The organism is Flavobacteriales bacterium, assembly GCA_016779935.1.
Lineage (GTDB): Bacteria > Bacteroidota > Bacteroidia > Flavobacteriales > UBA7312.
In genome coordinates, this window is the sequence record JADHMQ010000003.1 from 54,541 (window position 1) to 80,930 (window position 26,390).

The 26,390-nt window shown below is 32.9% G+C and carries 23 protein-coding genes; all 23 read right to left on the minus strand.

What is annotated here, in order from left to right; translation table 11 throughout:
- Positions 1–5 precede the first annotated feature (5 nt).
- The 23 genes from ISP73_03015 to topA all read right to left on the minus strand — a co-directional run bounded on the left by ISP73_03015 (position 6) and on the right by topA (position 26,367).
- A complete protein-coding gene (locus ISP73_03015; GenBank protein ID MBL6657558.1) occupies positions 6–1,079 on the minus strand; it encodes a DUF1972 domain-containing protein in 1,074 nt (357 codons plus the stop codon).
- A 5-nt stretch (positions 1,080–1,084) separates the two neighbouring features.
- Complete coding sequence (locus tag ISP73_03020) at positions 1,085–2,944, minus strand: polysaccharide biosynthesis protein (protein ID MBL6657559.1); 1,860 nt, start codon at positions 2,942–2,944, stop codon at positions 1,085–1,087.
- The gene (locus tag ISP73_03025; GenBank protein ID MBL6657560.1) at positions 2,937–4,055 is read right to left on the minus strand and encodes a DegT/DnrJ/EryC1/StrS family aminotransferase; all 1,119 of its coding nucleotides are present in this window, start codon (positions 4,053–4,055) and stop codon (positions 2,937–2,939) included. The genes ISP73_03020 and ISP73_03025 overlap by 8 nt, the downstream gene beginning before the upstream one ends.
- Complete coding sequence (locus tag ISP73_03030; GenBank protein ID MBL6657561.1) at positions 4,055–4,642, minus strand: sugar transferase; 588 nt, start codon at positions 4,640–4,642, stop codon at positions 4,055–4,057. Before ISP73_03030 ends, ISP73_03025 begins: the two co-directional genes overlap by 1 nt.
- Complete coding sequence (locus ISP73_03035) at positions 4,635–5,426, minus strand: glycosyltransferase (protein MBL6657562.1); 792 nt, start codon at positions 5,424–5,426, stop codon at positions 4,635–4,637. Before ISP73_03035 ends, ISP73_03030 begins: the two co-directional genes overlap by 8 nt.
- Positions 5,419–6,666 (minus strand): glycosyl transferase, encoded by a 1,248-nt coding sequence (locus ISP73_03040; protein MBL6657563.1) that lies wholly within the window; start codon positions 6,664–6,666, stop codon positions 5,419–5,421. The genes ISP73_03035 and ISP73_03040 overlap by 8 nt, the downstream gene beginning before the upstream one ends.
- Complete coding sequence (locus ISP73_03045) at positions 6,663–7,520, minus strand: glycosyltransferase (GenBank protein ID MBL6657564.1); 858 nt, start codon at positions 7,518–7,520, stop codon at positions 6,663–6,665. Before ISP73_03045 ends, ISP73_03040 begins: the two co-directional genes overlap by 4 nt.
- Positions 7,521–7,538: 18 nt before the next feature.
- Complete coding sequence (locus ISP73_03050) at positions 7,539–8,879, minus strand: hypothetical protein (protein ID MBL6657565.1); 1,341 nt, start codon at positions 8,877–8,879, stop codon at positions 7,539–7,541.
- Positions 8,870–9,619 carry a hypothetical protein gene (locus ISP73_03055; protein ID MBL6657566.1) on the minus strand — a complete coding sequence of 250 codons (750 nt, stop codon included), beginning with the start codon at positions 9,617–9,619 and terminating at the stop codon, positions 8,870–8,872. The genes ISP73_03050 and ISP73_03055 overlap by 10 nt, the downstream gene beginning before the upstream one ends.
- Positions 9,620–10,132: 513 nt before the next feature.
- Complete coding sequence (locus tag ISP73_03060; protein ID MBL6657567.1) at positions 10,133–11,410, minus strand: oligosaccharide flippase family protein; 1,278 nt, start codon at positions 11,408–11,410, stop codon at positions 10,133–10,135.
- On the minus strand, positions 11,410–12,411 hold the full coding sequence (locus ISP73_03065) for an NAD-dependent epimerase (protein ID MBL6657568.1): 1,002 nt from the start codon (positions 12,409–12,411) through the stop codon (positions 11,410–11,412). Before ISP73_03065 ends, ISP73_03060 begins: the two co-directional genes overlap by 1 nt.
- Positions 12,412–12,462: 51 nt before the next feature.
- A complete protein-coding gene (locus ISP73_03070) occupies positions 12,463–13,338 on the minus strand; it encodes a hypothetical protein (protein MBL6657569.1) in 876 nt (291 codons plus the stop codon).
- A gap of 3 nt (positions 13,339–13,341) precedes the next feature.
- On the minus strand, positions 13,342–14,421 hold the full coding sequence (locus ISP73_03075) for a DegT/DnrJ/EryC1/StrS family aminotransferase (protein ID MBL6657570.1): 1,080 nt from the start codon (positions 14,419–14,421) through the stop codon (positions 13,342–13,344).
- A 9-nt stretch (positions 14,422–14,430) separates the two neighbouring features.
- Positions 14,431–15,000, minus strand: a complete 570-nt coding sequence (locus ISP73_03080; GenBank protein ID MBL6657571.1) for an N-acetyltransferase — start codon at positions 14,998–15,000, stop codon at positions 14,431–14,433.
- Complete coding sequence (locus tag ISP73_03085; GenBank protein MBL6657572.1) at positions 14,997–15,935, minus strand: Gfo/Idh/MocA family oxidoreductase; 939 nt, start codon at positions 15,933–15,935, stop codon at positions 14,997–14,999. Before ISP73_03085 ends, ISP73_03080 begins: the two co-directional genes overlap by 4 nt.
- Positions 15,935–17,200 (minus strand): nucleotide sugar dehydrogenase, encoded by a 1,266-nt coding sequence (locus tag ISP73_03090; protein MBL6657573.1) that lies wholly within the window; start codon positions 17,198–17,200, stop codon positions 15,935–15,937. The genes ISP73_03085 and ISP73_03090 overlap by 1 nt, the downstream gene beginning before the upstream one ends.
- Positions 17,201–17,263: 63 nt before the next feature.
- The gene (gene gldN, locus ISP73_03095; protein ID MBL6657574.1) at positions 17,264–18,121 is read right to left on the minus strand and encodes a gliding motility protein GldN; all 858 of its coding nucleotides are present in this window, start codon (positions 18,119–18,121) and stop codon (positions 17,264–17,266) included.
- A gap of 10 nt (positions 18,122–18,131) precedes the next feature.
- The gene (gene gldM / locus ISP73_03100; protein MBL6657575.1) at positions 18,132–19,796 is read right to left on the minus strand and encodes a gliding motility protein GldM; all 1,665 of its coding nucleotides are present in this window, start codon (positions 19,794–19,796) and stop codon (positions 18,132–18,134) included.
- Positions 19,797–19,830: 34 nt separating this feature from the next.
- Complete coding sequence (gene gldL / locus ISP73_03105; protein MBL6657576.1) at positions 19,831–20,415, minus strand: gliding motility protein GldL; 585 nt, start codon at positions 20,413–20,415, stop codon at positions 19,831–19,833.
- Positions 20,416–20,491: 76 nt separating this feature from the next.
- Complete coding sequence (locus ISP73_03110) at positions 20,492–21,790, minus strand: SUMF1/EgtB/PvdO family nonheme iron enzyme (GenBank protein MBL6657577.1); 1,299 nt, start codon at positions 21,788–21,790, stop codon at positions 20,492–20,494.
- A 110-nt stretch (positions 21,791–21,900) separates the two neighbouring features.
- On the minus strand, positions 21,901–22,806 hold the full coding sequence (locus ISP73_03115) for a type IX secretion system membrane protein PorP/SprF (protein ID MBL6657578.1): 906 nt from the start codon (positions 22,804–22,806) through the stop codon (positions 21,901–21,903).
- Between the two features lie 96 nt (positions 22,807–22,902).
- The gene (locus ISP73_03120; protein MBL6657579.1) at positions 22,903–24,057 is read right to left on the minus strand and encodes a formimidoylglutamase; all 1,155 of its coding nucleotides are present in this window, start codon (positions 24,055–24,057) and stop codon (positions 22,903–22,905) included.
- A complete protein-coding gene (gene topA / locus ISP73_03125; GenBank protein MBL6657580.1) occupies positions 24,058–26,367 on the minus strand; it encodes a type I DNA topoisomerase in 2,310 nt (769 codons plus the stop codon).
- Positions 26,368–26,390: the final 23 nt, after the last annotated feature.

Here is a 26,390-nt window from a genome sequence, read left to right on the forward strand (position 1 = left end):
CAAAATTAAATCAACAATTGCTCATACTGAGAGACTATTTTTGAATACTGATAATTATCGTTTATCTTTTTTGTATTGATTTTACACCAATTTAAGTGCTCAGTTTTATGGATTGAATTGACAATTTTAGTCACATCAAATTTTGAAATAAAATAAAACGCATGCTCCTGCAGTATTAATTTGTTAAACGAATTATCATGAGCACATATCAAACTACTTGAAGCCATTGCTTCTAATAAAGAAGGATTCGTTCCCCCAACAGTATGCCCATGAAAATACAAATTGGAATAATGTCTTAAATTGTTCAATAGGTCTATTGAAGAAACAAAACCCAAGAATATTATTCGAGAATCATTCACGTAAGTTTTTAATTCCTTACCTAAACTAGTATTCATATTGCCTACTACCACTAATTTTCTGGAAACATCTGAATCTAAAAAACCATCGATAATTGTTTTAACATTATTTTCTGGCTCAATTCGTGCAACAATCATATCATAAGCCTTAGGTTCTAATCCAAACCCCTCAAGGTATTTAATATTTGGAGAATTAAATACCGTTGCACCGTATGGAATAAATGTAGAGGAAACACAGTATTTTTCTTGAAGGTAATTTTTGATTCCAACAGAATCCGCTATTAATTTATCACTGTGTTTTACAGCTAATTTTTCAGCATACTTTAAATATAGCTTAGTAATTGAAGAATATTTAGTTCTTTTCCATTCTAAACCGTCCATATTAGTGACGAGCTTAATGTTATTTTTGAATAAAAAATTCCAAATTGAGCTACTAGTATAACCTAATTGGAGAATAACATCAAAATCTCTTTTTCTAGAATCTAGAATACAATTTAAATCGTAAATAAATTGACCAACTGTCCCAATCTTATATTCTGGATCAAAACAATGAATAATATTTACTTTTCTCCATTTTTTGTCCTTGAAAGGATGATTGTGCGAGTTGTAAACATAGACATCGTGTCCTTGATTAGATAATCCATCAGACAAATATTCTGCAAATTGTTCGAACCCTCCGTAATTATTAGGGATTCCTCTAGTACCAATAATGGCTAATTTCATTTCAGCTAATGTTTTGCTGGCTTGTACCCTTCAACATTTTCAATTAAAACCTTCCTCATCGATTTATCATCAAGATTTTCATGAATAGTTTTAATTTCTTCAATTAATGAACTCACCTTTTGCCAACTCAAAAAATCCTCATTTGCTTGCATGATTTGAGGGTGCTTCGATTGGGTAACATCCTTACCAATCAATAGTTCTTCATATAATTTCTCTCCTTCACGAAGGCCTGTGAATTTAATTTTTATATCTCCCTCAGGGTTCTCTGAGGTGATAGGACTAAGTCCACTTAAATTAATCATTCGGTGTGCTAAATCAAGAATTCTAACAGGCTCTCCCATATCTAATACAAATACATCTCCTCCTTTTGCCATAGCTCCAGCTTGAAGCACTAATTGAACAGCTTCTGGTATAGACATAAAATATCGCGTAACTTTTGAGTGAGTAACGGTTACTGGTCCTCCCTCTTTTATTTGCCTTCTAAATAAAGGCACTACTGAGCCTGCAGAGTCTAGTACATTACCAAATCGAACCATACTAAAACAAGTATTCGATTTTTCAGAGTTTAAGGCTTGCAACACTAGTTCTGAAAAGCGTTTTGACGCTCCCATTACATTTGTAGGTCTTACGGCTTTATCGGTACTAATTAAAACCATATTCTCAACATTATTATCCCTAGCGCAAACAGCTACATTATAAGTGCCCATTACATTATTGAATACGCCTTCAACTGTGTTTTTTTCAACCATTGGAACATGCTTGTAGGCAGCCGCATGGTATATGGTATCAATGTTATTTTCTTTGATAGCATTATCAACCTTATTTATCGACTTAACATCCGCTAAAACTGGAATAATTTCACAATCCTTTTCAGCTAGTGATGTTAATTCATAATCAATTGAATACAGATTAAATTCCGAGTGTTCAAAAAGGACTATCTTACTAGGCTTCAACTCCAATATTTGCCTACATAGTTCTGAGCCAATACTCCCACCAGCTCCAGTGACTAAAACATTCTTGCTAGTAATATTTTTCTTGAGTAAAGATGTTTTGGGTTTTACTGGAGTTCTGCCAAGAATATCTTCAACTTGTACGTGCCTAATGCTCTCCATAGACACTCTCCCGCTTACTATTTCTGAAAGCGATGGCAATAGCTTTACCTCAACAGGATACTTTGATAGTTTTTTAAGTAAATCTCGCTTTCTCTGTTCAGATAGTGAAGGAATTGCTAATAAAATTACCCTTACTTTTCTTTTCTTAATTATATCTTTTAAGTCCGAAAAAGGGTGAATTCTAGTAAAGTTAATGAATGTTCCTTGTTTACTTTTGTCGTCATCAATAAATGCAATTGGTGCGTATTCATGGTTTTTTCGTAAACTTTCTACAATCTGTGCTCCTGCACTTCCTGCCCCAAAAATTATTGTTGGTTTTCTATCATTTACAAAATTGTCCCATGAATATAGGTAGCCTTTGTATAAAAATCGCATGATAATAATTAGTATACTGGAGACAAACCAAAATATAAGAATGACCGTTCTCGGCATATCTGCTTCTCTAAATATCATCATTGTAAAACCAACTATAAGGCTTGTAATAGTTATGGACTGAAAAGCTGTAACAATAACTTTAGTACCCATAAATTTCAAAACTGACCTATATAGACCTAAGCGTATAAACAAGGGGATAGATACTATTGGAATGAGAATGAAAATCCATTGATTCATGTACAACCTATCAGACCAAAATTCACCTAATCTCAAAGCAAAGGAAAGCCAGATAGAAAACAGTAAAATGAAAACATCAGAAAGTATCATTATGATTTGCTTCTGCTTTCTAGAGAGATGTGTGAACTTTTCTTTAAGCATTGTCTTTAATTACCTTTATTACTCGATTAAGGTCATCTTTAGTTAAATTAGAACCAGAAGGTAAACATAATCCTTTTTGAAAAAGCTCCTCGCAAACAGAACCACCATACATTTTGGCAGTTTTAAAAATTGGCTGCATATGCATCGGCTTCCATAATGGTCTAGATTCAATATTCTCATCTTCTAATGCCAATCTAATTTTCTCTCTTGAGTCGAAGTCTTCTAGAAGAATAGTAGTTATCCAACGATTGGAAAAATAAGCGGGCGGCTCACTAACAAATGATATGGTTGAAATATTTGATAAGGCTGTTTTATAAAAATCATAATTACTTCGACGCTGAGATACCCTCTCGCTTAACACTTTTAATTGACCTAAACCTATTGCTGCACAAACATTGCTTAATCGATAGTTATAGCCTATTTCAGAGTGCTCATAATGAGGCGCATCATCTCTGGCTTGAGTTGATAGAAATTTGGCTTTTTGAATAAAGTCCAAATTATCGGAGATTAACGCACCGCCTCCTGAAGTTGTAATTATTTTATTTCCATTAAACGAATAAACACCTAACTCTCCAAATGTTCCTAAAGGCTGATTTTTGTACGAGGAACCAAGACCCTCAGCTGCATCTTCAATGATTGGAATTTTATACTCATCAGCTATTTTCACTAGCTCTTCCATTTTTGATGGCATACCATATAGGTGAACTAAAATAATTGCCTTTGGTTTCCTACCTATTGATATCCTATCTTTGATAGCTTTCAAAAGCGTATCTGGACACATATTCCATGTATCAAATTCTGAGTCTATAAAAACTGGGTTAGCCCCTTGATATATTATAGGATTAGCAGATGCTGCAAAAGTAAAGCTTGAACAAATTACATCATCGCCAGTCTTTACACCTAAAATGATTAAAGCAAGATGAATAGCCGATGTCCCTGAACTAAGGGCAGCTACATGCTTACCATTAGATATATTTGAAAGCTCAACTTCAAAATTAATTAAATGTGGACCAACTGGAGCTATCCAATTGGTTTCAAAGGCTTCTTTAACATTGGAAAATTCTTCATTTCCCATGTGTGGCGAAGACAACCAAATTTTTGACTTTGACATTAATAATTGCTTCTAAAGATTGTAGCAAAGATAATTTTTATATCCAAAAGGAAATTCTGATTGTAATAATACTCTAAATTAATTCTAACTTTTTCTGGAAAAATTACATCCATATTATATTTCTCAGGATTATCCACCTTTGCTAATAATTGTTCTTCATTAGCGTACTTCAAACTGGCTGGACCAGTTATTCCTGGTCTTAATTCTAAAATTTTTCTGTCCTCTCCTTCCAATACATCTGCAAATCCAGGAACATCTGGTCTTGGACCTACTAAACTCATCTGACCAATCAAGACATTCCAAAGCTCAGGCAACTCATCTAACTTTGTTTTTCTTAGAAATGCACCAACTTTGGTTATTCGCTTATCTCCTTTAACAGAAACTGTTGATGCAGAATCCTGCTGTACAACCATTGTTCTAAACTTAACCATGAAGAAAGTTTTAGCGTATCTACCAACACGTTTTTGTTTAAATAACACTGGTCCGTCTGAACCTATTTTAATCGCAAGTGCGATCAAAATAAATATTGGTAATAAAAGCACTATGCCAATAAAAGAGGATAAAAAATCAAAAAATCGCTTAACCATTAATTTGTGTTTTGTTTAACAACCATTTTAGTATTCGTTCTGGACATATTATTATAAAAATATGACGAATAATACCAGGAATAAATTCAAATAAACTCAAATATTTAAACTTAATACTAATGTTATACCATTGTTCCTTCTTTCTACGACCGACCAGATTAGACTCATATCTAAAATACATGAGATTTTGAACTAAATTTCTTAACACCGCTCCATTCTTTGACGCTCTTAACCAAAGTTCATAATCTTGGGATTTTAGTAAAGATTCATCATAGAAGCCAAATTTTTGAAAAAAATCGCTTTTGAACATAACGGAAGGGTGAATCATGTCGCAGTTAAACTTCAAATCTTGAAAACGAACAACTTCTCTTACTTTTTTAACTCCAATAGTAGAGCCCTTATCATTTATTAGGATAGCATTACTTCCTAAAACATCAATATGAGTATTTTTATCTAAATAGTCAGACTGAACACCTAATCTTTCTTTCATACTCAAATCATCTGCGTCCATACGTGCAATGTATTTGAAACCTTGGCTTAAAGCTATTCGAATTCCTCTGTTTAAAACAGTTGGCAAACCTTTATTTTCTTTATACGGGATAATACTTACCTTATCTTTTGGGTAAGTATCGCATAGCTTATTGAGTTCGTTTGTTAACAGTCCGTCTTGACAAATAAAAAGATGACACTCAACCGTTTGATTCAAAATACTCTTTACAGCTAAATCAAATAAAAGTGGAGAATCCGCTTTATAAACTGGAAGAACTACTGCAATTTTAGTCATTATGTATCATGTATAAATTTCTTTGACCATCATGAACTGAATCAATAAAAAAGTATTTCTTATCCTTAGATATTCTTGGGTGTAAGTCACATCTTGTTTCGCCATAAAAACTAAAAGGCTCATAAAACTCTGCTATTCTTTCCACTTCATTAGTTTCAAAATCATAGGATAATAACTCCTTCATTCTTGACTTATTCGGGTAGGTGTCAGTAATCATCAAATTTTCATTTATATTTGGGTGACCATCACCATAACCATTAAGTGAGTCTAGAGTAATTACTTTGTCAGTTTGAATATTAATGACATAATATCTATCTTCTTTATTTTCTCCTCTAAGATAACCAACGATTTCTTTGGAGTTTTTCCAGAAACAGTGACTGACCATTTCATTATCTGAAAGACAACGAAGGTGACTGCCGTCTTTATTACAAATCATTAGTGCATCGCTTCTAACACCACCGTTAAACCATCTATGAAGGAACATAAATCGTTGGCCATCAGGGCTAATCATTATGTGATTTACTAGATGATTTGCATTTTCCATGCTTTTTTGATAGTGGCTCTTGATTATATCTTCCAACGATAAAATTAAAACAGAAGAGTTATCAGTTAAATTGATTGATACTATTCCTTCATTTTTTAAGTCAAACTCCTCATCTATTCTTTTTTTAGAAAAATAACCATAATCCGGTCTTAACTTAGCTAAGCGATCAAAATTTAGCGTTAGTGCATAATCTTCAAAGACATCGTATATGGGTAAATCTATATTTCTAAATCGATTATCCTTTAGATTATAAATCTTTGATTGATACTTATCTTCAGCCTCTAAGTAATCGTTAAAAATTATTTCATCATCGTTCAGCCATTGTAATTTTGCGCCTTGTTGCCAGTTAAATGCTTTAGTAGAAGATATATAGTTAGCTTGGAGAGTTTCAATATCAAATATCATGATATCAATTTGCTTACACTTATTTGGTTTAATTTTTGTGTCGAATGATGTAGAATGAAACAATACTTTTCTCCCATCGTTACTCATCGGTGATCGATCATAGTAACCAAAAAAAGAATTATCAGATTTATCATTGGATATTTTAATAACCTTATTTGACGACTTAAATTGATATGGCTTCTTGTATCTTAGATAGTTTACTCTTTGATATACATACTTTATGAAAAGTTTTAGCTTAGGGAAGGTCGTTAAAAGTTTGGCGATTAACCTTTCGCTTGCACTATACCTCATGAGCGACCGCTTAAAAGTGAAAATAATTGTATTCTTATCCAATATAACAATGCGCTACTATGAAAATAGTACCTTATCTTTTCAGAAAAACTAAGTCCTGTCATTAATAAAATTGCTATTGAATCTCCGTTAAATCTAAGTGTTTCTGCAGCAGAGAGAGCTTCAAGTTTATTGATGTTTTTAAGCTCTAAAACGTCACGGTATTTTTCTAAAAATAAACGGTATATAATAAATCGCTTATGCATAGCTACTGTTTTCAGATGAAAAGGGTTTGTTCTACTACTAGAATTATTTTCATGAATTCTATAATTAATTCCAATGATTGGAACGTGAATAATTTTCGCAAAGGATTTAATATGCTCTACGGTCCATTTATCCTCATTTGGCAGTATTTGCGGTAGTGGAAAAATCTTATTACATAGTGCTCTTGTTAACATGATAGTACCTCCAAGCATCGATCCTTTATCTTTCGCTTTTGGTGTAACAACACCATCAAACTTTTTAATTTCTGAGATTGTTTTAACTTTAGAAACTGAAGCTAAAAGGTCTTGTTCTTTACCAATAAGTGGCTCTAGACGTTTTGATAAAGAATCCTTAGTTAATAAATCATCACCGGCAAAGTAACAAATGAATTTGCCGTTTGATGCCTCATAACCCATATTAAAAGCAATATTTTTACCCACGCCTTTAGTATCAATTAAGCTTATTCTTTTATCATTAAAAGATTTAATTTTCTGTGATGTGGAGTCGCTAGAACCATCATTGATGATAATGAGTTCAAAGTTAGAATACGTCTGATCAAGAACACTCTTTATCGCTTCTTCAATATAACGTTCCTCATTCTTGACTGGCATTAATATTGATATCATATACTAATATTTTGACTTAATTATGTTGTAAATAAAATTTGAGGTTATGTGAGCAAAAATAAATCCAAAATAGAAAACAATTGGAATGATTAAACATGTAAAAAATGCAAATAACTTAAAATCTGCTGTAAATACAAGCTTAACTACAAATAAAAAATATAGAGGAATGCCAATAAAAAGGTAACGTTTATATGCAAATAATAACTTATGAATCATAAAATAATTTAATGACACAATTAAAGGCCCTAGTATAAAACCTAAGTAACCATATGAGGCCCATGCTCCGGACATATAATGAGAGTTCATAACTCCAAGCTCTAACGCATTTCCTTCAAGTTTAATCATTATATCTTTAGCTGAGTTAATATCTTCTAAGCCTGATATATTAAGAAGAATTTCTGGGGCACCTTGGAGAGTGTATTGAAAGGTTTCAAATGCTGGGAAATATTCAAAGCTCAAAAATAATCCGCCAATTTGTGATATGAATATCCTACGTCCAACTCGATAAAATAGATATTCTATCTGATCAAAACCGATGCCTTTTGCGAAGCTGTAAAGAAGTACTGAAGCAATGATAATGTATAATACATAAATCAAATATTTCTTTTTAAAACCATTGACAAAAATTTGAATTAAAATAATTGTCAAAATGAAATCCAAAATTGGTGCTTTTTGTGTGTCATGTAGCAAAAATAATACCGCAAGAATTACTGAAAGTCTATAAAGCCACTTGCATGGATAAGACATGATTTTGTGCACAAAAAACAATACTAAAGCAACTGATGGGATATAGTATTTTGCGAAAACATTATAAATAGCATTTACCCCCTCAAAGGATTCTGCATTTTGTATCCTAAGGATGGCTGCTTTTTTTATATCACCAGAAAGCAGCTCAACTAGAGGAATCTCGTTAAGTCCAAAATAAATATAAATACATAACAAAATATCTAGCAAGACAATCATGTAAAGAAAAATGGACATGGACCGAACATCAAATTCAGAAGATGAAGTTATTTTTGGAATAGATAGGTTTGAAAAAAGCTTAGTATAAAGCCACATAAATAGACTAAATAAAATCGTAGAGGTAATAAGTGCTGTGAAAGCATGTATTCTAGAGTATAAAGACGTTTCTTTAAAGAATGTATCCTCACTTACAACACCCGAAATAAATAAAACTGAGCCTAGTAAACAAAAGACTCCTAATTGCATATAAAAGTTATATGAAATTATATTAATATTTGATAACTTCATGCTAATCACAAAGTTGTCAAGAAAATAAATGACAGAAAAATAGACTGTAAGTGTTATTAATAGAAATACGCTAAATGTAACTACTACTTCCATTGTTTATTGAGATATAGTGTAGGAATAGCAGAAAATAACATCCAAATACCGCTATATAAAAATGAACGGGCAAATAGTGTAAGAATTAAACAATGAACTCCAAATAGAAAAAAGAATTCCATAGGTCTATTCCATTCTTTTTTTACTACAGAAAAAAACAACTTTAAATAATTTCGAACTATAATAACAATAATGCATACGAATGGAAAAAAACCATATTGCCTCAAGTATGAAAGAAAATTATGAATATAAGTGCCCGTATTTTTCTCAATTAAGACATCGCCCATGAATTGTCCCCAAAGCCAATTATCCTTAATTTCATTTAGTCCACTGTTCAGAATGTTTGTCCTCATGATAGCGGAAGTGTCTTGACCAAATGTTGCTAATCTAAACATCCTATTATTTGAATTGAGTCTAAAAAACTCTCTCCAATCATAGGTGAGTAAGCTCACAAAAGCCCCAGCAAACAATAACCATAAAAATCGCTTATTTATCAAAATTAGACCTATAAAATTGATAATTAAAAAAGTATATAAAGATGCTCTTGATTTTAAAAAATATAAACACAAAAAAGAGAATAAAATCACTCCAATTCTGTAAACGAGTTTTCGACTATCTGCAATAATAAAAAAAGAGAGCATGGCATATGCATCAGACATCATCAAATAATTGTTATGTTCTCTTGTAACCTCAATGGATGAGGTGAAAAAAGCTGATTTGTAATCTGTATAAATTAGCACAATTGCAGTAAAAACACACCAAAAGAAAATAAACAAGCGCTTAATTTTTTGTTTATTTAAAATACTTACTAGATAAAAACCCGTTAATAAAAATAAAGCTGCCCTAACTACTGATTCTGAAAAATAAAATAAAAAGAAATCCTGAATACGATAAATCGGTTGCGACGTTATATATGGGAAATTAAGCAATTCATATAAGCCAATAAAAGAGATTAAAAGTATAGCTAATGACTGACTTAAATCTTTTGGAATTGAAAGCCTTTTCGAATTAAGCTTTAATATTATTTCAATAATTGCAATAGAAAGTAAAATAGCATAAATAATAGAGATATTTACCCTAACACCCTCATGATGCCATTCAAAATATTTGATTATTGGCCTTATACAAGCTTCAATAGACAAGTAAAAAATAGCTATTGCCTCTAATAATGGGCTTTTGATTATTTTCTCTGTATTATCCAAATCAACTAACCGTTTAACAAAAATATTGCGTTTTATTTATAAGGATTAACACTAATTCCATTTAATATGAGGTCTTTTTGCAATATAAATTATAATAACAAAACGAAGGATATAAAACAAAACCATCAAAGTAGAAAATAGTATTAAAAAATATTCAAAATCTAACTTAAATATATAAGCAATATACATACTTAAAGCTGATAATAAAAACATAAGGAATTGCAGAAGAAGGGATAGCTTATGTGCTTCAAAGACACTATGAATAAGAGTTAATGGTGAAACAACAAAACGTATCATAAACATTGGTATCAAATACTGTGCATATACCCCCGCAATTCTCCATTCTTCACCAAAAACAAAGACAAAAAGATATTCTACAATAAAGAATAATAGTCCAAAACCAAAGAATGAAATTAATCCCATTTTTTTGACGACACCCCATATCACATTAGAAACGTTAATGTTTTGATTTTTTAGTTCTGAAACTTCCTTGAAAAATACTTGACCTAAAGAAGTGCTTACTAGTGTAAATGGCAAAACCAAAACTCTATAAACTAATGCAAAAAAACCTAATATACTGGTAGAGTAAACAATTGGAATGACAAGATTATTAAAATTTAAAGCTAGGTTATTGAAAAGCCCTGCCCACATTGCATATTTAGGGAAATCAACATATCTTTTAGCGACTGACAATATTTTCTCTTTTTCAAAAGAAATTTTCTCAGACTTTTTTAAATTAAATAATAAAAAAAATGGAGCAACGATGGCAGAAATTATTCTTCCAATCACCAATCCAAAAGCACCTGACCTAATCAAATGAAAAATTAACTGAGATATAGATAAACTAATAGATTTAAACACATTAGCTTTCGCAACTTTTTGAAATTCTTTTTTTCTAGAGAAGTAATAATTTAATGTATTAAATAAGCCTACTAAAAACAGTACTAAAGGCACAAAATAAAGCCATGTAGAAATTCTATCGTCACCTAACAACTCAACAAAATAAGAATGAAAAAGTGCAATGAACACAAATAACACTGCACAAAAGGCGAAAGAAATTAGTATACATAAAGCAACAATTGACCTAGATTTCTCATCTTCTTTTGGTAACATTACAGCTAATTCATACCTACCTGTTACAACTGCGCCAAAGATTGTTGTAAGGGATACAAATAAAGCCAAAACTCCAAAATCTTCAGGTCCATAAATACGAGTTAAAATCGGGGAAATTGCAACAGGTATTGCTTGAGAAATAGTTGTCCCAGTCATTAATGTCAAAACATTTTTGGCAAAAGATGACTTTGGAATAATATTTTTAAGAAGGTTCATTAAGGTTTATAATAAGATAAATACCAATCAACAAACTTATTTATACCCTCATCGATTTTTGTCTCTGGTGCGTAACCTAGATCAGAAATTAAATTATCAACATTAGCATAAGTAGTTGTTACATCTCCAGCTTGAATTGGCTCAAATTGCTTAATGGCTTTTTTACCTAATGCATTTTCAATATTTTCTATAAAATGTAAAAGATTTACTGGTTTATTATTGCCAATATTATAAAGTTTATATGGCGGCTCATTTTGAAATCTTTTTGGCTTATTATCGATGACTCGAACTACTCCTTCAACAATATCATCTATATAAGTAAAATCTCTTTGCATATCGCCATGATTAAATACTTTGATGGGTTTATTATTTAATATTGCTTTAGTGAATAAAAAGTATGCCATATCAGGTCTTCCCCATGGCCCGTAAACTGTAAAAAAACGCAAACCAGTAACTGGCAAATCATATAGGTGACTATATGAATAGGCCATCAATTCATTGGATTTTTTAGTGGCCGCATATAGACTTATTGGTCGATCAACGTTATCTTCCACAGAAAAAGGGGTTTTCTTATTCAAGCCATAAACACTAGAACTACTTGCATATACGAGATGCTCTATCTTAGCGTTCTTGCAACACTCAAGTATATTAGCAAACCCAACAATGTTTGATTGAATATATGCTGAAGGATTTTCTAAACTATATCGAACCCCAGCTTGAGCCGCTAAGTGACATACTACTTGAAAATCATTTTCTACAAATAAATTACGAATATTTTCAGAATCTGAAATATCTAAGTGAATAAAAGTAAACTTGTCATAAACCGAACTTGAAGAGCTATTATTTTCAATTCCTAGAAGTTTGAGCCTATCTTTTTTAAGGTTAACATCATAATAATCATTAATATTATCTACGCCAACAACTTCATTTCCTCTTTTCAATAATGAAGTAGCAACATACGAACCAACAAAACCTGCAACACCTGTTACTAATATCTTCATTTGACTATTTTTATAAAAAACTTCTCGTTTCTTAGTTAGGTATTATCTAAATTATTTTTCAGCTTTCATCCTTTTATTATAGAATCTAATAAGTCCAACTATTATTCCAAGTAAAAAGAAAATAACCGTCATAAGTCCGATTCTGATCCAGACTCTATTTGCTGGTTTTTCTGGGACAGCAAACTTTTCGAAAAATTCGATAGGCTTCAACAACAATGTATATTTAGCTATTTGTTGTTGTTTTATAAATAGATTAATGATTTGATTGTCTGTTTGAGAATATTGACTACTCATTTTAATTTCACTATAGTCACCTGTAGACTTATTACCTGCTTGATCTCTAACTCTTTTCAAATCATCAATCTCTTTTGAAATCCTTTCAACCAACTGATTGCTTTGATCTAAATGTAATTGATAGTACTTCTGTATGTATGAATTATTATTAACGAAATATTCAATTCCTTTTTCAATATCTCTGATGTACTCATTATCATAGACTTCTAAAACAATCTGAAATTTATCCCTCTTCTGTTGAATATTCTCTCCATCAACAAAAAATAATTCTTCTGCTTCTAAAAAGCGTATGCTATTGGTTGCCTCAGGTGAAAGGTTAAGTTTTCTAGCAACAACATCCATTTCATCTTCATCAACTAATCTAGAAATATCATTGATGATATCAACCATTGCTTGCTGATCAAGTATTATCTTTTTACTTTTATAATCTACTTCTTCCGTTTCAAAATATGAAAGAGCTGAAGTTGCATAAGCAGTTGACTCATAATATGGTTTTGAAATAGTATCATATACAAACCCTAATACGGCTCCTAATAAAATAAAGGTTAATAATAGCCGACTATTTTTGTAAAAAAAACGATATAAATTTGAGAAGAATAATGATAGGTCTAACTCATTTGATTGTTGCTTCATAATCTAAAGGTATTTAACTATTAATTCTTGTTGTTCTTTAGTAATAAAAGGACTCATTGGAAGAGAAAATACTTCATTAGCTGCTTTTTCCGAAACTGGGAAATCACCTACACTATAATTTAAACTCTTGTAGCATTTTTGCAAATGTAGAGGGGTAGGATAATGTATCGCCGTTGGCACATCGTTCTCATTCAGTTTTTTTATTAAAGCCTGTCTATTCTCGGACTGTAAAGTGAATTGTGCAAATACACTTGTTCTTTCCTCTTTAATAGTTGGTAACTGAATACCTTTATCTCTTAGTAAGTCAATATAATACTGACCTATTTCTGCTCTAGATTGCACTTCATCGTCAAAATACTTGAGCTTTACATCTAATATAGCAGCTTGAATAGCATCTAAACGACCGTTTATACCAATCACTTCATGATCATATCTTCTTTTTGAACCATGCGCTAAAAATAGTCTTGCTTTTTCTGCTAATTCATCATCGTTTGTGAAAAGTGCACCACCGTCACCATAGCAACCTAAAGGTTTAGAAGGGAAAAAACTGGTGCAACCAAAATGACTTAGATTACAACTTTTTTTACCTTTATAAGTAGCGCCAAAACTTTGTGCTGCATCTTCAATAACAATAAGATTATGTCGTTCAGCAATGGAGTTAATTGCATCCATGTCAGCAATTTGACCATATAATGAAACTGGCATAATTGCTTTTGTTTTAGAAGTAATTTTATCTTCTATCAGTTCTGCATTGATGTTGTATGTATCAGCTTCTATATCGACAAAAACTGGAACTGCACCTAGTAAACTTATAACTTCACTAGACGCTATAAAAGTAAATGGTGTAGTAATAATTTCATCATTTGGTTTGATACCTATCGCCATTAAGGCCAATAGTAAAGCATCTGTTCCGCTAGCACAACCTATGGCGTGTTTGGCACCAACATATTGTGAAAGATTAGCTTCGAACTGCTTAACAGGTGGCCCCATTATGTACTGAGAAGTATCTAAAACATTTTGAATAGCTGAATCTATTTCACTCTTGTATGCTCTATACTGTGATTGTAAATCAATGAATGGTATCTTCATAAACTACAGAATTTGAATTGAATCATTAGACAACTTATATTTCGTATTATCGAACGAATCAATTGCGATATTATTATCATTAAAAATTAGCCTATTCCCTGCTTTACTGACCCAACCTTGATGTTTAGCGGGAACGCCATATAACATTTCAAAAGGTTTTACATCTTTAGTAACAACACTACCTGCTCCTATTAAGGCATACTCACCAACTGTAATTCCACAAACTATTGTAGCATTTGCTCCAACTGAACAGCCCTTTTTTAGTAGTGTTTTTTTGAATTCTTCTTTACGGATAATGAAACTTCTAGGGTTGATGACGTTAGTAAAGACCATTGAAGGTCCTAAAAACACATCATCTTCAACCTCTACTCCTTCATAAATAGATATATTATTTTGAACTTTCACTCCACTTCCGATTGTAACATTAGGTCCAACGACACAGTTTTGTCCAAAAGAACAACGCTCTCCAATTACCGTATTAGAAAGAATATGTGAAAAATGCCACACTTTTGTTTCATTACCGATTTCAACATTTTCATCGATTACAGAAGTATCATGAACAAAATAACTCATAATTTACAAAATGGATGATAATCACCTTTTAAGCCAACTGGCGTAGAATTTCTTATATTATGAACAATATCAATCGATGTTTTCGCTTCCATTAAGCCAAACCCATTACCTGCTAATACAGCCTCGTAACTCTTAGTGTGAAGATCTGTAAACCCTCCACTAAATTCAATCTCCTCACCTTCAACGGTTATCGACCTAAATGTTCTTTGCCCTGTAGCTTTGATGTGATCAGGGATTAAATCATAATTTACGCTTAGAAACCAACGTACTCTAGCTCTTTCTAATTCTAAAAAACCAGCTGCCTTATCTTCATCAGAAACATGACATACATTCTGCTTGACAGAGCCAAAAATCCATGTCAACATATCGTAAAAATGAATCCCAATATTTGTAGCTATACCACCTGACTTAGAAATATCTCCTTTCCAAGAAATGAAATACCACTTTCCTCTGCTTGTTAAATACGATAAATCGATATCATAGATTTTATCTTTTGGTCCGTTTTCAACTTTTTCTTTAAGAGCGATAATTGAAGGGTGAAATCGAAGTTGAAGAATGTTGTTTATCCTTTTACCTGTTCGATGTTCTACTTCGGCTAAAGCATCAATATTCCAAGGATTTAAAACTAAAGGCTTCTCGCAGATAACGTCAGAGCCACTCCTTAAAGCTAAACGAATATGTGCATCATGCAGATAATTTGGTGAACATATACTGACATAATCAATTGGTGACTCTGAACGCCTTAGCTTATCTAAATGACGATCAAATCTCTCTGGTTCAGTAAAAAAATTAGCTTCAGGGAAATAACTATCAATTATCCCTACACTATCAAATTTATCAAGTGCAACAGATAAATTGTTACCCGTATCTTTAATCGCCTTCATATGCCTTGAAGCAATATATCCAGCTGCACCTATTAATGCAAAATTTTTCATCATAATCTCCAACTAGGCTCGTCAACTATTCCTTTTACATCTAATACGATTGGAATACCCAAAGAGACCGATTTATAATTTTCTGATTTGAGTCCTACAAATTGATGATGAGCAACACATACTATGATAGCATCGTATGCTTTATCTGATTTGAATGGATCAGTAATTAGCTCTCTATCAAAAACTGCAGACATTTCTTTTTTATCAACCCAAGGGTCATAAATATCAATATTACATCCAAAATCTTCTAACTCTTTAACAATATCAATTACCTTAGTGTTTCTGATGTCTGGGCAATTTTCCTTGAAAGTAAAGCCCATTATAAGTATTTCAGAATCTTTTATTTTTTTATCCTTATTTACTAAAAAATGAACCGCCTTCTTTGCAATGTAAGCAGACATTCCATTATTTATCTGTCTTGAAGAAAGAATTAAATTAGGCTTATATCCTAATTTCTGCGCTTTATACGTTAAATAATATGGGTCTACACCTATACAATGCCCACCCACCAAACCAGGTTGAAATTTTAAAAAATTCCATTTCGTTCCTGCTGCTTTTAAAACCTCATTGGATGAAATTCCCATAGCGTCAAAAATCAAAGCAAATTCGTTAACTAAAGCAATGTTAACATCTCTTTGAGTATTTTCAATAACCTTCGCAGCTTCAGCTACTTTAATGGATGATGCCTTATATGTACCTGCCTTGATAATAGAAGCATATAAATCGTCAACTATTTCAGCAGTTTTCTCATCAGAACCACTAGTAATTTTTAAAATTTTTGTGAGAGTTCTCTCTTTATCTCCTGGATTTATTCGCTCTGGACTATAACCACAGAAAAAATCTTTATTGAAAGTTAATCCAGAAACCTTTTCTAAAATAGGCACACACTCATCTTCGGTAACACCAGGGTATACGGTAGATTCATAGATAATTATGTCCCCCTTTTTAATAATAGAACCAACGGAATGACTTGAACTTATCAATGGAGATAAATCTGGAAGATTTTTTTTATTGATTGGTGTTGGAACTGTAATGATATAAATATTACAATCTTTAGTGTCATTAATATCCGCTGTATAACTTAATTTGACAGCAGACTCTAAATCTTCCTCAGACATTTCTAAGGTTCTGTCAAAGCCTGATTTTAACTCATCAATTCTCTCAAGATTTATGTCTAAACCAATTGTGGTATACTTCTTACCGAATTCTACAGCTAATGGGATTCCAACATAGCCCAACCCAATTACCGCAATTTTGTATTCCATAAAAAAAATATAAATAAAAGAGTCTTCAATTGAAGACTCTAAAGTTTAAATCAAAAAAAAGTATTAATACTCCCAAAGATCGTGTTCGATATTGAATATCTCTTCCTTTATTTTTTCAGCCTCAAGCAAAGCATCAATACCTTCTTTATACTCTGATATTTTTCTGTCATATTTATTTGACTCCTTGACAATTCGACTACTGAAAAATCGCTTGTGAAAAATATCGTCATAAGTTAAACGAGCTGCATCATTTTTTCTGTGATTGAAAACTTCAGCTTTAGAAAGAATTTTTCTTGCTTCAGGAAAATACACCCAAAATAATGAGGTTTCACCAGTATAAACACCTTCTTCATTTTTACGGTCAATAACCGGACATATTCCAATGATTCTAACTTCCATTACAGAACGTTGCTTGTCAAAAAACCATTCCTCTTTGATTCTATATTTCTTAACCTCATGTCTCTCAAAAATATTAAAAGTTGTATCTAAATAATATTCTTGCGTATCAGGGTCAAATCGTTCTTCAACAGACATTTTCTCGCCTTGCATAATACCAATCATCTCAACTTCTGAAGGTGACATCGGAGATTGAAATTCATCATCGTTGGTTGCATTACCGTAAGCTGTAATTGTCCCTTCATCAATTGCTTGCATAAGCACATCAATTAAATTCTGACGGTCATTTATTGGTAAAAGAGGGTAATAGAATACCTGATTCATTTTCTCTCTTAAATCAATGATTCTTTCGATTTTTGTAGACCACATTACATCTGCCTCGCGAACATGTTGATATGGCTGAATCATTCTTTCTTTTCCGCCATCACGAATATCTTTTTCATATGCACCGTCAAGAATGTCTTGCGCGGATACAATCTGTGAAAAACATATCAATGAAATAATTACTAAAACAATATTTTTCATAATAATAGATTTAATTTACGGTAAGCTTTACAGATGGCAACGACTTAGGCGCACCGTCTGGTCCCTTACATGTAATATTAGTAAAATAAATAACAGAACCAATCTGAAGTGATTCAAATAAGGTTTTCATTTCACCAGTAACCTTGTTTCCTTTGGCATACTTGGTAACTAACTCACCTCTTTGTGTAACATCAACAGAGAAACCTGTGATACTATATCTAATGTCAAAAACGAAATTACTTAACTCTGCATATAACTTAGCATTATTAGAAAGTAATTGGCTTTTCTTAATTTTTTGGTTCTTAGACCCTAAAAATTTTGGCTCTGGCTTAGGAGTTCTCATTACTCTAAATTCGAGAGAGCCCATATTACGTCTTTTCCCATCAACTTCTGCAACTACATTAACTTTTGCACTACCTGTTTTCTTTGGGAAAACTTCCCATCCGCCACCAGCTACTTTTTTAACAACACCATTATCACAAGAAACGCTAATTTTATCTTTAGGTACACCAGGAACTGAAACGTCTATTGGGTTTCCAAGTGCACCATTCTTTAGTGGGTGACTTGCTAAAATGTAAAATACATTCATCTTAGTTGGCGAGATAACTAAACTTGGTTTAGCAACTTGGTATTCACCATTAAAAGGGTAAATTTTATCACCAACATCTGTTTTCATAGATATTAAACCACCCCATTTCTTGTATCCTTGTGATGAGGTTTTAACAGCATATTTTCCTTTACCAGCTAGAACAGGTATAGAATCATAATCTCCAACCATTTTATACTTACCATCCTCACCAAGTTCATAATCTCCAACATAAATAATTGGGTTTTGGGTAGTATCCTTTGCTGCTAAAAATACATCTGCCTTAAAAGAGTCACCTAAAAACACATAGTTAGAAGTAGCAATTTGTATAGCATCAGCAGAAGTAAACTTTAAAGAACCTGCATCAATTTCTTGTTGTAAAAACTTAATAACATCCGACTCTGCGTTTCTTACATCTGTTTGTATTTTTGATAATATGGTAACAGCAGCAATAAGCGGCATATCTTGAAAGTTTTGTTGCACCCAAGATAACATTCCTGAACCATATTTTTCTTTTCTTTCTTCAAATGTAAAAGTTGTAGATAATGACGATTGAATAGATGGTTCATTTACCATTTCTTTCAAGAAGTCTCTGTATGCCTCCAAACTTTCTTGTAGAATTGCTCCATTACCTTTATTAATCATTAACTCCCCTGGTCTTTCTCTATCTTTTTTACTAATGACATCTACCATTAGTTTTTTCTTCTGAGCTGCTGATAAATCATCATATGTAACATCTTCTAATGGCTCTTCACCTTCGAAAGTAACTTGCTTATCTGAAAGCATTACCATATCAAATTTGAGCCTCTGAATGTCATCGACAATTTTGTCTGCTTTAGCCTTTACACTAAAAGCCTTGTCACGCCATGGACCAGCTTTAGCTTCGTTTGTCTCAGCTGCAGAAACAAATGAAGAATATACTTCATCATTTTTACTATTGAAATTTTGGGTTGTTTTTACAATCCCACCATTAATTTTTTGAAAGGCATCAAGAACTTCTTTGGATACATTTAATGCTAACATTGCTGTTAGCACCAAATACATCATACCAATCATCTTTTGCCTTGGCGATAAATTATTTCCTGCCATTAGATTTTTCTAATTTAATAGTAAAAATTATTTTTTATTTATTGCTCATTGCGTTAAGCATATTCGCATACATTTTGTTAAGCGCTTCTAAATTAGCACCCAACTTAGATATTTCTGATTGGAATTTCTCAGAGTCACCAACAGAGTTACCCATATTTTGCATTGTCTTAAGTTGCAAATCATAGTATGTGTTCATTTCAGCTAATTTTCTAGCTGCTTCACGCATTTGGTCACTGTAATCTCCTGTAGCAGAAACAGCATCCATTGATTTATTTACACCTTCAACAGTTTCATTAAATGATCTTAAGTTATCTCCTAATCGAGTAATAAGAGCTTGATCAACATTTGCTTTTCCAAGCATATCATCCAGTTCTTGAACAGGAGTATTTTTCTTAGAAGACGAAGATTTATCATCTGGATCTTTCATATATGCCAATTCTGGATATACTAAACTCCAATCCGGATCTTCGTGTGGTTTTTCAAAAGCAGAAAAGAAGAAAATTATTGCTTCTACAGTAAGACCAATAGTTAACATGGCTCCTGCTCCTGTCCAGTGTTGTAGCTTAAATAATGCACCAAGGATTACAATAGCAGCACCAAACCCATACAGCTTGGCCATGTTATTTTTAAATTTCTTTGAATTGGGGTTGATTAATGCCATAATACTATTTGCTAAAAAATTTAATTGTTAAAAATTATCTAAAATCTACTTTATCTCTACCTAAGAAAGAAATCACGTTTCTAAACCCGATATATGATTTAGCCGTATCTTGAAATTCATAATCTCTTGTTCCTACTTGTATGAAGTGAGAAATATCTTTCCAAGAACCACCACGAATAACCTTTCTCTTTAAAATTTGAGGGTCGGAATCCTGAGCGTCGTAGTTGAAATCCATATTCATATCGTGAGAGAAATTAAATGCTGACTCATCATAAGCATTACTTGTCCACTCTGAAACGTTACCAGCCATATCGTACAATCCAAAGTTATTCGGATTATAAGATGCAACCTTTACTGTTTTGATACCACCATCGGCTACATAGTTACCTCTCCTTGGCTTGAAGTTAGCAAGAAAACAACCTACCTCGTTGGTAGTATAAGGCCCTCCCCATGGATATGGCGATAAATCAAAACCACCTCTGGCTGCGTACTCCCACTCTGTTTCTGAAGGAAGACGAAACTCATCATGTAAAGGCTCTTCTCTTTCGATTAAATATTTATCAAGAATACTTGTTCTCCATTTTGAAAAAGCTACAGCCTGCTTCCAACTAACACCCACGACTGGGTAATCATCAAATGCTGGATGATGGAAATAATTTCTTGACCAAGGGTCATTGTACGAATAGGTATAATCCGAAGTCCAAACTAGTGTGTCTGGGAAAATATTAATTTCAGGTTTTTCAATGAAGACTGATCTGTCTTTTTTACCTTGAGCTTTATTTTCTCTAGAAGATGCACGCTGAATATCAACATCTTCAAATCTAAAGTTATATTTTCTAGTATCAAATTCTCTTCTTGAATAGAATCTTTCGTGTTCTGGCAAATACATTTCATCCTCAAGAACTTCACGAACCTCAGTGTCATCCCATCTAATAGATCTACTCCAATCAATGTGAGGTGGGTCAATAAAGTTACCGTAGTCATCCTCTTCTATGAGTTCATAACCTTCGACACCATTTTCTCCTAGTATAACTCTAGCGATTGAATCTCTAACCCACTCAACAAATTGTCGGTATTCATTATTTGTAATTTCAGTTTCATCAATGTAGAATGCTGCTACAGAAACTGTTTTGTGTTGCGTTACATGAGCATAAGGAACATCTTGGTCACCAGGTCCCATGTTAAAACTTCCCTGAGGAATAAATACCATTCCGTAAGGGTCAGTTGGATTCCAGATAGGTCTATTCTGAATACCTATCAGTTCGCCATTACCAGAAGTAGAGCAACTTGCCAATACTACTGCGACGAATCCAAAGACAAATAAATTTTTCATAATACTTTTATTTTGCCTCAAATAAGAGGGTTATTATTTCATTCAAAGCCACAAAATCACCACTTAAAAAAGTGATGATTTTACTTTGGAAAGCAACAAATATAACATTTTTATAGATATCTAGGGTTTTTAAATCCTTTGACAACCTTGTTATAATCTATTTTAAAGCAATATCCCAACATAAATTCAAAGCTTCCAGATGTAGAAACGTTTGTAGTAGGAATATCGTATGAGAATCCAAATTTCAAATCATCGTTGATGTGCATACCGAGTAATAGTACTGCACGGGAACTAGGTCTATATGTAACTCCACCCCACAACTTTTTATTGTATTCGAGTATTGAAGTTAAGTCTAGAGTAGTTGTAACTCCCTCTGTTTTAACAAGTAAGGAGGGTTTTACATCAATTTTTGGATTTAATTCGTGAACGTATCCAGCCGTTAAATAATAATGCCTTTTAACGTCAAATATATCTAAAGAGGTGGTAATTGTTGGCTCATTTATGTGCTTAGATGATAAGCCAACATAAACCTTATCGGAGTTAAAAAATAAACCAGCTCCTAGGTCAAAGCTTGAACCTTTTTCAGTTGAAGTTGGTATGGAAGGGTCTGGATTTTCAGTGATTATGCCACTTCCGTCTAAACCGTCTTGCATTACACCAACAGAAACACCAATTCCAAGTTTACCACCAGCGACATCAAATCTGTAAGCGTAAGAAAGATTCAGAGATAAAAATTCGTTTTGACCAATTTTATCAGTAAGTATATTTAGACCTACACCACCATGCAATAATTGTAATGGGGATTGAACTGACAAGTTAGTTGTTACAGGAGCATCTTCAAAACCAACCCACTGAGAACGGTGAAGAGCCGTAGCACATATTGCTTCCTCATATCCAGACGATCCAGGGTTAAACGATAGATTGTTAAAGATATATTGACTAAATTGAGGATCTTGCTGCGCTTTAGAATGAAAAGCAAGAGTAAACAACAAGAAAAGCAAAAAATATTTTTTCATAAAAGGTAACGACAAAACGTTTATCACAATTAATATTCGGCTAAAATAACTATTTTTTTTTAGTAGAAAAAGCAAATAGAATTTATCAATGAAAGATTAATTCATTTTCTGAAACGCTTTCCACCATCTTTCGGGAACATCACCCTTAACCGCTTGCTTGTAATCTGAATAAGAACAAGGGATAAAATAACCCTCATCGATTGATTTTGCATTATTATTTAGCAAAGGTATCTCCATCCACCATTTATTCATTTTTTTGTTTTTGAAAAAACATGCATTATACTCGCCATCTCTCATGGAAACGTGGTATTTTGCCATATCTTTATCAGTGGGTTTAAATGTTTTCATCTTATGAAAAAACCCATCAAAGAAACACCATATCATTTGTGAAATAAGCTTTGCTGTTTTAGAACTATCGTCATTATTTGAATCATAATGATAAATCCCCAAGGATTTTATTCGGCCACTTATTCCAGCATAGCGCATTATCTGACAAATCTCTTCAGAATAAAAACCGTTTGGTGAACCATCATCATTGGCAGGAGAATCTGACAATCGAACACTATTCATATCAATTGACACTAAATCGGCATTACGTAATATGGGTTCCACTTCCTCTAAATCTCGTCTAATCTCTCCTAATCTAAAGGCGTCAAAATACAAGTCGTTTATCAACTTTACAGAGGTTTGAGGATTTAAGTAAGACTGATAGCCAATGTTAGAAAAATTAAACAACACATTAGGCTTAGAGTTTATTATTTCTGAAAGATAAGAATTTGAAGATTTGGCATTTTTAACAAGCCCTAAATCTAATCTTGAATCGACACTCACTATATTAGATAATTTACCCAATTGTTTACATGAATTGTATTGCGCTATCGTCAAATCTTGTGTACCTCCTATAACAAGAGAAAACAAATTACGATGTTCGCATTCAGTCAAAACATCAGCTAACAACTGGTAAGTGTCTGTTATTTTTTCGCCAAGCACTAAATTACCTAAGTCAGCAATTCTTAATCGCTCTGGACCTTCAAATAGTTCATATAACTCTAACCTAATTTTTTCGAAATTTTCAGACGAGTTTTCAATAGAATTCCCTCGGTATTCTGGCACGCAGAATATAACTAAATCAGCTTCTGAAAGGTTAGGGAAATTTCCTTGAGTGTAAGCCATAACTTGATTACCTAGCTGAGCGGCTTGATAATCATTCTCATCATGAGAAATCGGACTAAAACTCAATTCAAATTCCATCTACTTATTCTTACTTTTTTCGGCCAACTCCAGGCACATTTCTCTAGTCAAAGACTTTGGCTCAATATCCTTTGGGATTTTAACGTTCGTCTTATTTTTTCTGGCGCCTTCACCGATTTGAATAAATGGACCGTATCTTCCGTTTAAAACTTGAACAAGTGGGTCACCTTCAAAGCGATTGATTGTCTTTTCCGCCTCTGCTTTTCTGTGAGCTAAAATAAGTTCTGTTGCTCTTTCAATTTTAATAGTTAGAGGGTCATCTCCATCATCTTTTTTAATGGACACAAATTTTCCTTTAAACCTCAAATATGGACCAAAACGACCGACTGATGCGACAACCTCCTCACCCTCAAACTCACCTACTGTCCTTGGCAATTTAAACAATTCTAAGGCTTGTTCAAGATTTATTGTTGCAATGCTTTGATCGGCCAATAATGATGCAAATCTAGGCTTCTTCTCATCACTTACTTCGCCAATTTGTGCCATCGGTCCAAAACGACCAATTTTAACATATACATTTTCTCCGGTTACAGGCTCTTGACCTAGTAAACGTTGCCCTTTAGCAGCTTCAGAATTGTCTGCTACCTCATTTACCGTTTTAGCAAAACCGTCATAAAACTGACTAATCATATCGTTCCAAACCTTCTCTCCTCTTGCTATATCATCAAACTCTTTTTCAACATCTGCCGTAAAACCATAATCCATAACCTCAGAAAAATGACTTTTTAGAAAATCTGTAACTACAATTCCAATATCTGTAGGCTTCATCTTGGATTTATCAGAGCCCGTTTTTTCTGTCTTCACAGATTCTTCAACTTGACTGTCTTTTAAGGTTAAGAAGACATATGGCTTTTTAACACCTTCACTTTGTCCCTTAACCACGTAACCTCTGTTTTGAACGGTAGTAATTGTTGAAGCATACGTAGATGGTCGACCTATGCCTAATTCCTCCAGCCTCTTTACTAAACTTGCTTCAGTATATCTTGCTTTAGGCTTACTAAATCGTTCAATAGCATTTATTTCTTTAGAACTTACAACTTCTCCCTCTACTAGATTTGGCAACATACCGTCTTGCTCTTCATTTTCTTCGTCAGTACTTTCTAAATACACCTTTAGAAAACCATCAAATTTTATCATTTCACCCTTAGCAACAAATTTTTCTTGTCGATTTGAAATGATAATTTCAGCCACAGTACGTTCGAGTTGTGCATCTGACATTTGAGAAGCAATTGTTCGTTTCCAGATTAAGTCATACAGTCTCATTTGATTACGTTCGCCTTCAACAGATGAGTTGGCTAAATTAGTAGGCCGAATGGCTTCGTGAGCTTCTTGAGCTCCTTTTGACTTCGTAGAGTATGTTCTACTTTTAGAATAGTCCGCACCAAAAGTTGACTCTATATATTGAGAAGCTGATTTTACAGCGTCTCCCGAAAGATTAACACTATCGGTTCTCATATATGTGATTTTTCCAGACTCATACAGCTTCTGAGCAACACTCATTGTTTGGCCAACAGTAAAGCCTAATTTTCTCGACGCTTCTTGTTGTAGCGTAGAAGTTGTAAAAGGAGCAGAAGGTGATTTTTTAGCAGGTTTTTTGTTTAAAGACGAAATACTAAAGTCTGAAGAAACGCATGAACTTAGAAAGTTAATAGCTTCTTCTTTAGTGTCGAATCTATTGGATAAATCCGCTTTAAATACATTTCCTTGACTTGAAAGGAATTGTGCAGAAACCTTGTAAGTAGATTTGCTTACAAAGTCAATAATTTCTTTTTCTCTTTCAACTATTAAACGTACAGCAACAGATTGAACTCTACCAGCGGATAAACCGTATTTAACTTTTTTCCAAAGAACCGGTGACAATTCAAAACCTACAAGTCTATCTAATACTCTTCGGGCTTGTTGTGCATTAACTAGATTAACATCTATTTTCCTGGGATTTTCAACAGCTTTATTGATAGCTGTTTTAGTAATTTCATTGAAAACAATTCTTTTGGTCTTACTTTCATCAAGATTCAATGCCTCAAGCAAATGCCATGCTATGGCTTCTCCCTCGCGGTCCTCATCCGTTGCAAGCCAAACTAAATCTGATTTCTTTGAAAGTTTTGTGAGTTCATCTACCACCTTTTTTTTGTCAGTAGAAACTTCATAGGTAGGTTTAAATCCATTTTCAATATCAATAGCCATACTTCCTTTTTTAGGTAAATCACGAATATGACCAATACTTGATTTTACAATGAAATCCTTGCCCAAAAAGCCTTCAATAGTCTTAGCTTTAGCAGGTGACTCGACAATTACTAGATTTTTTGCCATGAGAGAATAAGTTGTTTTCGTTT

What these genes read in the sequence shown, in the direction of transcription:
- ISP73_03015 (MBL6657558.1), bottom strand. Translation starts at nt 1,079, where the DNA reads ATGAAATTAGCCATTATTGGTACTAGAGGAATCCCTAATAATTACGGA.
- ISP73_03020 (MBL6657559.1), bottom strand. Translation starts at nt 2,944, where the DNA reads ATGCTTAAAGAAAAGTTCACACATCTCTCTAGAAAGCAGAAGCAAATC.
- ISP73_03025 (MBL6657560.1), bottom strand. Translation starts at nt 4,055, where the DNA reads ATGTCAAAGTCAAAAATTTGGTTGTCTTCGCCACACATGGGAAATGAA.
- ISP73_03030 (MBL6657561.1), bottom strand. Translation starts at nt 4,642, where the DNA reads ATGGTTAAGCGATTTTTTGATTTTTTATCCTCTTTTATTGGCATAGTG.
- ISP73_03035 (MBL6657562.1), bottom strand. Translation starts at nt 5,426, where the DNA reads ATGACTAAAATTGCAGTAGTTCTTCCAGTTTATAAAGCGGATTCTCCA.
- ISP73_03040 (MBL6657563.1), bottom strand. Translation starts at nt 6,666, where the DNA reads ATGAGGTATAGTGCAAGCGAAAGGTTAATCGCCAAACTTTTAACGACC.
- ISP73_03045 (MBL6657564.1), bottom strand. Translation starts at nt 7,520, where the DNA reads ATGCCAGTCAAGAATGAGGAACGTTATATTGAAGAAGCGATAAAGAGT.
- ISP73_03050 (MBL6657565.1), bottom strand. Translation starts at nt 8,879, where the DNA reads ATGGAAGTAGTAGTTACATTTAGCGTATTTCTATTAATAACACTTACA.
- ISP73_03060 (MBL6657567.1), bottom strand. Translation starts at nt 11,410, where the DNA reads ATGAACCTTCTTAAAAATATTATTCCAAAGTCATCTTTTGCCAAAAAT.
- ISP73_03065 (MBL6657568.1), bottom strand. Translation starts at nt 12,411, where the DNA reads ATGAAGATATTAGTAACAGGTGTTGCAGGTTTTGTTGGTTCGTATGTT.
- ISP73_03070 (MBL6657569.1), bottom strand. Translation starts at nt 13,338, where the DNA reads ATGAAGCAACAATCAAATGAGTTAGACCTATCATTATTCTTCTCAAAT.
- ISP73_03080 (MBL6657571.1), bottom strand. Translation starts at nt 15,000, where the DNA reads ATGAGTTATTTTGTTCATGATACTTCTGTAATCGATGAAAATGTTGAA.
- ISP73_03085 (MBL6657572.1), bottom strand. Translation starts at nt 15,935, where the DNA reads ATGAAAAATTTTGCATTAATAGGTGCAGCTGGATATATTGCTTCAAGG.
- ISP73_03090 (MBL6657573.1), bottom strand. Translation starts at nt 17,200, where the DNA reads ATGGAATACAAAATTGCGGTAATTGGGTTGGGCTATGTTGGAATCCCA.
- gldN (MBL6657574.1), bottom strand. Translation starts at nt 18,121, where the DNA reads ATGAAAAATATTGTTTTAGTAATTATTTCATTGATATGTTTTTCACAG.
- gldM (MBL6657575.1), bottom strand. Translation starts at nt 19,796, where the DNA reads ATGGCAGGAAATAATTTATCGCCAAGGCAAAAGATGATTGGTATGATG.
- gldL (MBL6657576.1), bottom strand. Translation starts at nt 20,415, where the DNA reads ATGGCCAAGCTGTATGGGTTTGGTGCTGCTATTGTAATCCTTGGTGCA.
- ISP73_03110 (MBL6657577.1), bottom strand. Translation starts at nt 21,790, where the DNA reads ATGAAAAATTTATTTGTCTTTGGATTCGTCGCAGTAGTATTGGCAAGT.
- ISP73_03115 (MBL6657578.1), bottom strand. Translation starts at nt 22,806, where the DNA reads ATGAAAAAATATTTTTTGCTTTTCTTGTTGTTTACTCTTGCTTTTCAT.
- ISP73_03120 (MBL6657579.1), bottom strand. Translation starts at nt 24,057, where the DNA reads ATGGAATTTGAATTGAGTTTTAGTCCGATTTCTCATGATGAGAATGAT.
- topA (MBL6657580.1), bottom strand. Translation starts at nt 26,367, where the DNA reads ATGGCAAAAAATCTAGTAATTGTCGAGTCACCTGCTAAAGCTAAGACT.